We start from the raw sequence: 9,131 nt of genomic DNA, 5'->3' as shown, positions 1-9,131 counted from the left end.
ACGACCCTCGTCAGGGTCTGGCCTGGTCGCGTTCGATGATGCTCTCGGGGCGTCTGACGGTCTTGCCCACGTCGTAGCGGGTGGCGGGCTGCTTGTTCTTCGAGCCCAGTGGTCGGCCTGGTCCCGGCCGCGATGGTTTCGGCGCACGGGCAGGGCGAGGTCGGGCGGAGGTTCCTGAACCCGCGTCGGGCTCGGGCGGGGGTAAGCCTGTTCGGCTCGATGGGCCGTTCCCAAGGGTGGCGGACGTCTTCGGCGAGCGGGCGGGCGAGGCAGAGCTGCGTGTGGGCGGTGACGATCAGCCAGGTCCACCGGTCCGCGGCCTGCGGGGTGCGGAGCTTGGGGCGGGTCCAACCGAACGCCTTCTTGATCATCCGGAACGTGTGCTCCAGGTCGAAGCGTCGAAGGAACGCCTGCCACCGCACGTCGATGCCAGCGCCGGTCATGCCGGTGGCGGAGGACCACAGCCAGAGCGGTAGCGGGTCTCCGCCGCCGGGCAACCGGTCGACCTCCCGGCGGATCAACGTGCCGTCGATGATGGGGAGTTCGCCGTCGGTGACGCCTGCGCTGCAACTCGTTGTCGCGGGCCACCGGCTGCGGCCTCGGTGAAGGCCGGATCTAGCGGTCTGGTGGCGTCAGTTGATGTCGAAGTCGGCCCTCGCCGCCGACACGGCAACCGCCACTCCAGACCAGTGAGCTGCTCTGCCTGGCGGTGCTCTCCAGCCGCCCGGTCTACGGCCGGCTCGACGAGTACGGCAGTGTCGCCCGGCTGCGCCAGGCCGCGAACACGGCGCCGGACCCAGTGCCGGCCACGGTGCTGGAACTGCTCGCCGTCCACAGGGAGCTCGGTGTCCAGGCGGCTCGATTGGTGTGGGAGGAAGCCGGCGATGTGCTCCGGCCGGTGGCAGTCGTCCAGCTGCTGATCACCATGTGCGTCGCTGTCGGCACTGAGAGCGGCCGACTCTCCGCGCCCCACACGGTGCAGCTCGTCAATGGTGATCGCCGCCCGCTGACGGCCGCTGCGCTCCGGCGCCGGAGCGCGGCGAGGGGTGTTCTTGCCAGGCTACTTGTCGAATTTCGGACACCCGGCAAATCGGGGTGAAGGGGTCCCGGCAGCCGGACAGAACAACGCGAAGACAGCCCAGCGGGGCGTCAGTCAGTGGCAGAGCCACGACCACCGGGGACCCAGTTACGACTATCGGTGTCAGTGGCCACCACTATGTTCATCAGCACGAACGTCGCCCCGATGCGGCGTGAATCCCCCTGTCATCCTGAGGAGACGGTGTGCTGTTGCCTGTCCGGGAGGAATCGAGTACGGCCCGGGTGGTCCCACCCGCCCGGCCGCGCAAGCTCGCCAAGGTGCCGTTCGTGCAGCTGGCCGACGGGCGTCTGCAGGGCGTCGTCTCCAGCGGCTCGGACATCGGCCGGGTCTACGTGTCGGCCATCGCGGCCGGCACCTTCGAGTTCGCGTGCAGCACCAACAACAACCGCCCCTGCGGCGGTGCCCACGGCGGCTACTGCAAGCACCTCGTCGCCCTGATCGCCGAGGCCGTGGTGCAGTTCGGCGGCGAGCGGGTCGCCCGTTGCCTGCGGGTCGACACCGACGCCGCAGAGCCCGACGCCGGGGAGATCACCCGCGTCATGACCTCGGCCCGCCCGGCGAAGGCCGAGTCCTCCCCGGCCGCCGCAGTGTTCGCCCGGTTCCTGAACCACCTGGAGTACCTGGAGTTCGAGGCGACGACCGAGCCGCTGCCGGAGATGCACTGGTTCCCGACGGCCCGGGCGGCGACGTGATGCGCACCGACTTCCTCTCCGCACCGGTCGACGGCCTCGACGAGGCCCTGGCCGTCGTCGACGCCTTCGACCGGGCGCTGGCCGCCGGTCTGCTGCGGCCGCAGCCCGCCCAGGCCGCCGCGCTGGGGCAGCTGGTCGACGCGCTCGCCGCCTCCCCGCTCGCCTCCCGCGTCGCCGAGGCGGCCGACAAGGCAGCCGCCGGCGCCGCGGGCGAAGAGCACCTCCTGGTGCTCGCCGCCGCCCGCACCGCGCTGCTCGGCGCCGCGCACGACGCGCTCGCCGCCACCGTCGGCGAGGCGACCGGCCGCGGGCGCGACAAGTGGACGGCCGCCGACCCAGGCGCGTCGGGTGCGCCGAACCTGCTCGCCGCGGCCCGGTCCTGGCTCGCCGACCTGGCCCGGTCCGGCTGGCGCGGCATGGACCACGACATCGTCTCCGGCTCCGCGCCCGTCGTCTGCGCGATGCTCCCGGATCCGGCGCTGCGCCGGTTCGGGGTGCTGCTCGACGGGTTCGCCGGCGAACTCGCCGCGTCCTGCCCGGGAGCGCTCCTGGAGCGGGTCCCGGTACGCCGGTGGGCGGACCTGTGGTCGCGGGCCATGCTGCTGACGCACCCGGGGGCGGCCGGCGCCGCGGCCACCGGGACGGTCACCGGGCGGCTGCTGCCGCTCGGCGTCGACCTGCACGAGCACTCCACGGCCGCGCAGGCGCAGGTCCACGCGGTGCTGGAGCCGGCCGACGGTTCCGCGCCGCGCCTGGTCCGGGCGTCCGTGTCGGCCCCGAAGCCGGACAGCGTCGTCGGCGCCGGGATCTGGCAGCTGCTGCGCCCACACCTGTCGCTGCTCGCGGCCGTGGCCGAGGGCCGCGCGATGGACCTGGTCGAGATGCCCGTCACCGCCGGGGGCGACCTGCTGTGGCGCGACGAGTGCGCGCGGCCGGGCGAAGCGGCCGATCCGTTCGCCACCGCCCGGGTCGTCCTGCCCACCGCCGTCGGCGCGCCCCTCGCGCCGCTGGAGCGCCACCCGGTCCGGCTGGCCGAACCGGTCTTCCTGGAGGGCTACACCGCCCAGGAGGACGACGGCGTCCTGGCGTTCACCCTGGCCGGCCACCCGATTACCGTCGACACCGGCCGCATCCCGGTGGCCGGACCGCTCACACCGCAGGCCGTCGCCGCGTCCACCGCCTGCATCGGCCTGCTGCGCTGGGACGCCGGGGCGTTCCGCCTCCAGCCGCTCGCCGTGGAGACCCCGGTCAAGCGGAAGACGGCGGCCGTTCACGCCGGAGCGTGGGCGGGCGGCACCACCGACAAGGCCGGCGCCAAGGCCGAGGCCGCCGCCACCGAGGCCGTCGCCGTGCTGCGCGAGCGCGCAGGAAAGCTGCTGCGGAAATGACCGACCACCTCATACCCGCGACCGATCCCGCCGCGGCGCCGGAGGAGAACCGCCGTCAGGTCCTCTACTGGCGCCTGCTGGCCGGCCTGTTCGACCCCGTGGAGCAGGCCGCGCTGGAGACGGCGAGCCTGGCCGTCGTGGAGGACCTCGGCCTGCCGGCGGGCCTGCTGGATCCCCGCACGTCCATCGACTCCCTCGTCCAGCGCCACCCGGGCCTGGCCGCCGAGTTCGAGGGCCTCATGGCCCCGGAGGCCGACGCGGCCGACCGCGACCGCGCCGCCGAGGTACGGCGCGCGGCGCTGTTCTCCAAGGTCCTCCTCAACACCTTCGCCACCGGCTCCGGCGCTGTGACCGCGGGACAGCTGTCCCGCTGGCAGGCCGACGCCGGATGGCTGGAGCGCGCCATGGGATGCAAGCCCGGCGACCTGCGCGCCGGGCGTGCCGGCGGGGCGGGGGCGAGCCCCTTCGGCTCCGGTGCCGGTTCCGGCAGCCCCGACCTGTCCACGCTGATCCCCACGATCGGCCCCGAACTCGCCGACATCGAGGCGGACCTGGTCAAGCGCATGCGCCTGCGCGAGGTCCTCGCGGACAGCAAGCTGGCCTCCCGGCTCACACCGAGCATGTCGCTGATCGAGCAGCTGCTGCGCGACAAGGGCAACCTCGACGGCACCGCCCTCGCCAACGCGAAGAAGCTGATCCGGCGGTTCGTCGACGAGGTCGCCGAGGTGCTGCGCACCCAGGTCGAGAAGGCGAGCGTCGGGGAGCTGGACCGCTCGGTGCCGCCGAAGCGGGTGTTCCGCAACCTCGACCTCAAACGCACGATCGAGAAGAACCTCGTCAACTGGAGCCCGGAGGACGAACGGCTCTACGTCGACCGCCTCTACTACCGGCAGACCGCCCGCAAGACGACGCCGCAGCGGCTGATCGTGGTGGTGGACCAGTCCGGCTCGATGGTCGACTCGATGGTCAACTGCACCATCCTGGCGAGCATCTTCGCCGGCCTGCCGAAGGTCGACGTGCACCTGGTCGCCTACGACACCCGCGCACTCGACCTCACCCCGTGGGTGCACGACCCCTTCGAGACGCTGCTGCGCACCGACCTCGGCGGCGGCACCGACGGCACGGTCGCCATGGCGCTCGCCCAGCCGAAGATCGCCGAACCGCGGAACACCGTGGTGGTGTGGATCTCCGACTTCTACGAGTGGAGCAGCGAGCAGCTGTTCGAGCAGATGGCCGCCGTGCACCGCTCGGGTGTGAAGTTCATCCCGGTCGGGTCGGTGACCAGCTCGGGCCGCGGCAGCGTCAACCCGTGGTTCCGCGAACGTTTCCGGGACCAGGGCACGCCCGTGATCTCCGGCCACATCGGCAAGCTCGTCCACGAACTCAAGACGTTCCTCACCTGACCCGGCGCCCGTACACCCGGCACCAGACCCCCATGACCGCCCCCGCCCGCAGAGAGGCAACCCGCCTGATGTCCGACATGCTCCGCGCCCCCGCCGAGATCAAGTACGCCGACGAGCTGGACTACCTGGAGTCCGTCGACCCCGGCCCCAAGCCGTCCACCTGGCGGCTGTCGCCGAGGATGATCCGCACCTTCATCCTCGGCTCCGAGCCCGCCGACGGCCTGGACCGGGCTATCGGACAGAAGTGGTTCGGCGAGCGCAGCATCGTCGAGCGCGCCGTCGTCACCCTCGCCTCCGACCGCGGCCTGCTGCTGATCGGCGACCCCGGTACCGGCAAGAGCTGGCTGGCGGAGCTCCTGGCCGCCGCCGTCTGCCGCAACTCCACGCAGGTGGTACAGGGCACCGCCGGCACCACCGAGGACCACATCAAGTACTCCTGGAACGTCTCCATGGTCATCGGCCGGGGCCAGTCGCGGGAGTCGATGATCCCCTCGCCGATGATGACCGCGATGGAGAGCGGCACGATCGGCCGGTTCGAGGAGCTCACCCGCTCCACCAGCGACGTCCAGGACGCGCTGATCTCCATCCTGTCCGAGAAGTACATCTCGGTGCCCGAGCTGAGCGGCGAGGACGGCATCGTGTTCGCCAAGCCCGGCTTCTCGGTCATCGCCACCGCCAACAGCCGCGACCGGGGCGTCAACGACCTGTCCTCCGCGCTCAAGCGGCGCTTCAACTTCGTGCGCATCCCCGTGGTGACCAACAAGGCCAGCGAGGCGGAGATCGTCCGCTTCCGCACCGAGGAACTGCTGCGCCGCCACCGGATCGACCTGGACGTGCCGCCCACCCTGCTGGACGTGCTGCTGCGCAGCTTCGGCGACCTGCGCGAGGTCGCCGCCACGGCCGGCAGCGACGACCAGCGGCTGGAGTCCGCGCTGTCCACGGCCGAACAGATCGGCGTCCTGGAGGACGCCGTGCTGCACGGCACCTTCTTCGGCGAGCGCACGCTGACCGCCCGTGCCCTCGGCTCGTCGCTGGTCGGCTCGCTCGCCCGCCGCGCCCCCGAGGACCCGGCCATCCTCACCAAGTACCTCACCAACACCGTCAAGCCCCGCAGCGAGCAGGAGGGCGGCGAGTGGCCGGAGTTCCTCGCCGCCGGTCTCGACACCCTCAAGGCGCTCGCATGAGCCCCGCGACCACCCGGGTGCCCGCCGACGGCGGGCACCCCGCGCCCGACACCTTCGACGCGCTGCGCGCCCAACTGCACGACGCCGCCACCGAGTTCGCCGACGGCCCCGGCGCGCTGGACGCAATCCTTCGCGGCCTCGTGGACGACGTCGACCGCGCGCTGCGCGAGCCGCTGGAGATCTTCCCAGTCTGCCACCACTCCCCCGCCTCCGCCACCGCCATGGCCCGCCGGCTGCGCGCCAAGCAGCCCAGGACCGTGTTCCTGGAGCTCTGCGAGGACATGGCCCCGCTACTCACCGAGCTGCGCAACTGCCGTCTGCCGGTCGCCGTGCAGGCGTTCGCCACGCGCGTCAACGGCTTCCCCGCCGACTGGGCGCCGCTGTCCGTCGTCGCGCCGATCACCGAGGCCTCCGCCGAGTACCAGGCCATCGCCTACGCGCTGGAGACGCCCGACGTCCAGCTGGTCCTCGTCGACCGCTCCTCGGACCACGTGTTCCAGTGGCAGCCCCTGCGGGCGGACGCCGAGGCGGCCGACCCGGAGGCGGCCCCGGCCGAGGAGGGCACCGCGCTCCACGGCGACGCGGTCGGCGTCGAACTCGGCGACCTGCGGCCCCGCTTCGCCGACCTGGAGAAGCACCTGCTGCGACACGGAAAGGTCCGGCACTGGTCGGAGTGGTGGCACCAGTACGTCGAGGTACCGCTCGGCGACGCCAGTCACGACACCTACCGGCAGGTCATGTTCCTGATCGGCAGCCTGTTCCGCCGCCTGGCACCCGGCGACTGCGACCGCGTCCAGGTGGACGAGGACCGCGAGCGGTACATGTGGACCCGCATCCGCGAGCACCTGGCTGCCACCGGCGCCGACCCCGCCGACTGCGTGTACGTCTGCGGCGCCTTCCACGCCGCCAGCCGCGTCGCCGAGTTCGGCGTCCACGGCACCGACACGTTCGCCGTCCCCCCGCGCACCGCCACCGAGTGGCAGTACGGCCTGATCCCCTCCAGCCACACCGCCATCGAGGCACAGTTCGGCCTCGAACGCGGATCGGTGTCGATCGCCGCGACCCAGTGGGAGAAGAACCTCAAGCGCACCCGAACCCAGCCGTTCCGGCTGAAGGGCCAGTCCGGTGCCAAGGCCTCCCGAGCGCGCAAGGCCGCCGCCCCCGCCCCGGTGACGGACACGGCCTCGGGGCCGGACGCCGCCGACATGCTGTCCGGATTCCTGCGGCGCCCGCCGGTCCTCGACCCCCTCGACCAGCAGGAACTGCTGGGCTGGTCCGTCGATATCGTGCGCGCCGCCCGCCGCAACGGCTACCTCGCCTCCACCGCCGACGCCATCGCCGTGTACGAGACGTCCATCCTGCTCGCCGGGATGCGCGACCGGGCACGCCCCACCCCGTACGACTTCCAGGACGCGGCCGTCACGTGCATCGAGAAGGACGCCGTGCCCGGTCGGCGCGACGTCGCCCGCCTGGTCGAGATCATGATGGGCGGCGACCGGATCGGGCAGGTCGGCTACGAGTCGTTGCCGCCGCTGGCCCGGGACGTCCACGACCGGCTCGCCCCGCTCGGCCTGAACCTCCAGCAGCGCGGCGTCAAGCGCGCCCTGCTGGACATCAAGTCCGATCCGCGGCTCAAACCGTGCTCGGACACGCTGTGGATGTTGCGCTACCTGCTCCCGCACGGCGCCGCCCGCCCCATCATGGGCGAGCGCAAGCTCGGCGAGCGGCCCGTGCAGGAGTCGTGGGACGTCGCGCTCGGCACCCACCAGCGCGCCCTGATCGAGCTCGGGTACGAGGGCGTCAGCCTCGAACAGGTCATCGAGCAGCGCCTGCGCCGCGAGGCCAACGCCCCTCAGGCGACCGCCGCCGTGGTCCTGCGGACCGTCGAGGACGCCACCCTGTACCTCGGCAGCCGGCGCCTCGCCGACGAACTCGGCACCCGCGCCCTGCAGGTCCTGTCCACCGAGCGCAGCGTCGACGGCGCGCCCGAGGTGCTGCGCCGGGTGCGCGAACTGCTGGCCTTCTACCGCACCGCCGAGCCGGTCCTGCCGGAGTGGATCGAGCAGTTCGCCAAGACCGGGTACGCGCACTACTGCACCCTGCTCCCGACCGCGTTCACCGACGAGACGGCCACGGTGCGCCAGGTCGCGGCGATGCTCGGCTTCCTGTTCAGCATGGAGAGCCTGGCACTGTCCCTGGGCAGCGACCGCACCCAGCTGGAACTCGCCGTCGCCCAGTCCCACCCGGAGGAGCCCTCCAAGGTCGCCCTGCTGTGGGCCGCGCAGGTCCAGCTCGGCCGCCTCTCCCGGCAGGAGCTGCGGGAACGCTGCGACGAGCTGCTCGACAACCCGCTCGTCCTGCCCGCCTACCCCCGCTACCTCAGCGGGCTCCTGCACGCCCTGGAGCCCGTCCCCGGTCTGGTCGACGTCGTCGTGGAAGCGGTCTCCAACGCCTTCGCCCGCCTGCCCGATCCGGTGCTGCTGCCGTGGCTGCCCACGCTCATCACCACGCTGCGCACCAGCGGCCCGGACCTGGCGCCGCTGCTGACCCGCGAGGCCGGACGGGTCTTCCCCGGCCAACTCGCCGCACTGGACGCCTGGGTGCCGCCGTGGCGCGCCCCGACGGACCTCCCTGACCGGCCCGTCCGGCCCGTCCGGCCCGTCCGACCCGCCGCCGACCGGGGGACCGAGCTGCTCGCCGCCCATCCGGCCACCTGCGACGCGCTGGCGGACCTGCTCGGCTGCGACGACGGCTGGACAGCCGAGGAAGCGCCCAGGGGATCGGCGCTGCTCGCCCGGTACCCGGCGACGTCCCACGCGCTGGCGCTGCTGCTCGATCCGGAGTGATCACCCGCGAACTGCCGAGCGGCGACCTCGACCGCGCCCACCGCACCGTCGCCGACCACCTCGGCAGCCGGTCGGAGCGGACGACCCGCCAGCTGACGGAGGCCGCCACCCGCTACGCCGCCGAGCTTGCCGACGACGACCGGGCGGGTGGCGCCGGCGACTGAGACCATGCGGTTCCTGGGGCCCGAGACCCCGGCCCCGGGAACCGGTCACCGTCTCTTCGCCGACGCGGGCTCGAAAGCAGCCGGACGCATCAGCAACGTGGTCGCAGTGATCCGGCACCCTCGATCGAGTCCTACGGCCAGGACCAAAGCGGCAGCTGACGGACGACCGCCACAGGCCGGTGTCGGTGCCGACCAGTGGGGCACCTCTCGGGGGCCGTGCGCGCGACGGGGAAGCCGGCCCGGCCGGCTTCCCACCCCCCCCGGCGTTTCCGGGGACTGGAGTTGACCACTGTTTGACCTTTCGGGACCGCCGAATAGGGTGTTCGCGAGCGTAGGGGGGATTGGGATGACGCGA

General features: G+C 72.7%; 7 protein-coding genes and 1 pseudogene. 7 read left to right on the top strand and 1 reads right to left on the bottom strand.

Annotation, left to right across the window (positions count from 1 at the left end):
- Nucleotides 1–10: 10 nt before the first annotated feature.
- Nucleotides 11–584 (bottom strand): annotated as a pseudogene (locus ACFU7Y_RS33160) (transposase); the annotation flags it as partial.
- A gap of 125 nt (nucleotides 585–709) precedes the next feature.
- On the opposite strand from ACFU7Y_RS33160, the gene ACFU7Y_RS33155 reads away from it, so the two are divergent.
- From ACFU7Y_RS33155 to ACFU7Y_RS33125, 7 genes are all read left to right on the top strand, one after another.
- On the top strand, nucleotides 710–1,099 hold the full coding sequence (locus ACFU7Y_RS33155) for a hypothetical protein (protein ID WP_380770592.1): 390 nt from the start codon (nucleotides 710–712) through the stop codon (nucleotides 1,097–1,099).
- A gap of 188 nt (nucleotides 1,100–1,287) precedes the next feature.
- On the top strand, nucleotides 1,288–1,791 hold the full coding sequence (locus ACFU7Y_RS33150) for a hypothetical protein (protein WP_380770594.1): 504 nt from the start codon (nucleotides 1,288–1,290) through the stop codon (nucleotides 1,789–1,791).
- Complete coding sequence (locus ACFU7Y_RS33145; RefSeq protein WP_380770593.1) at nucleotides 1,761–3,179, top strand: hypothetical protein; 1,419 nt, start codon at nucleotides 1,761–1,763, stop codon at nucleotides 3,177–3,179. Before ACFU7Y_RS33150 ends, ACFU7Y_RS33145 begins: the two co-directional genes overlap by 31 nt.
- Entirely contained in the window at nucleotides 3,176–4,582 is a 1,407-nt protein-coding gene (locus ACFU7Y_RS33140) for a VWA domain-containing protein (protein ID WP_380770590.1), read from the top strand. The genes ACFU7Y_RS33145 and ACFU7Y_RS33140 overlap by 4 nt, the downstream gene beginning before the upstream one ends.
- A gap of 68 nt (nucleotides 4,583–4,650) precedes the next feature.
- On the top strand, nucleotides 4,651–5,766 hold the full coding sequence (locus ACFU7Y_RS33135; protein WP_224280066.1) for an AAA family ATPase: 1,116 nt from the start codon (nucleotides 4,651–4,653) through the stop codon (nucleotides 5,764–5,766).
- Nucleotides 5,763–8,612 (top strand): hypothetical protein, encoded by a 2,850-nt coding sequence (locus tag ACFU7Y_RS33130; protein ID WP_380770588.1) that lies wholly within the window; start codon nucleotides 5,763–5,765, stop codon nucleotides 8,610–8,612. Before ACFU7Y_RS33135 ends, ACFU7Y_RS33130 begins: the two co-directional genes overlap by 4 nt.
- On the top strand, nucleotides 8,609–8,776 hold the full coding sequence (locus ACFU7Y_RS33125; RefSeq protein WP_224280062.1) for a hypothetical protein: 168 nt from the start codon (nucleotides 8,609–8,611) through the stop codon (nucleotides 8,774–8,776). The genes ACFU7Y_RS33130 and ACFU7Y_RS33125 overlap by 4 nt, the downstream gene beginning before the upstream one ends.
- Nucleotides 8,777–9,131: the final 355 nt, after the last annotated feature.

This window comes from Kitasatospora sp. NPDC057542 (genome assembly GCF_042801945.1).
Taxonomy (GTDB): Bacteria; Actinomycetota; Actinomycetes; order Streptomycetales; family Streptomycetaceae; genus Kitasatospora.
Note: the sequence above shows the minus strand (reverse complement) of the source record. Positions and strands in the feature narration are given on the sequence as shown.

Coding starts and splice junctions, on each gene's coding strand:
- ACFU7Y_RS33135 (WP_224280066.1), top strand. CDS start 4,651: ATGTCCGACATGCTCCGCGCCCCCGCCGAGATCAAGTACGCCGACGAG.
- ACFU7Y_RS33140 (WP_380770590.1), top strand. CDS start 3,176: ATGACCGACCACCTCATACCCGCGACCGATCCCGCCGCGGCGCCGGAG.
- ACFU7Y_RS33130 (WP_380770588.1), top strand. CDS start 5,763: ATGAGCCCCGCGACCACCCGGGTGCCCGCCGACGGCGGGCACCCCGCG.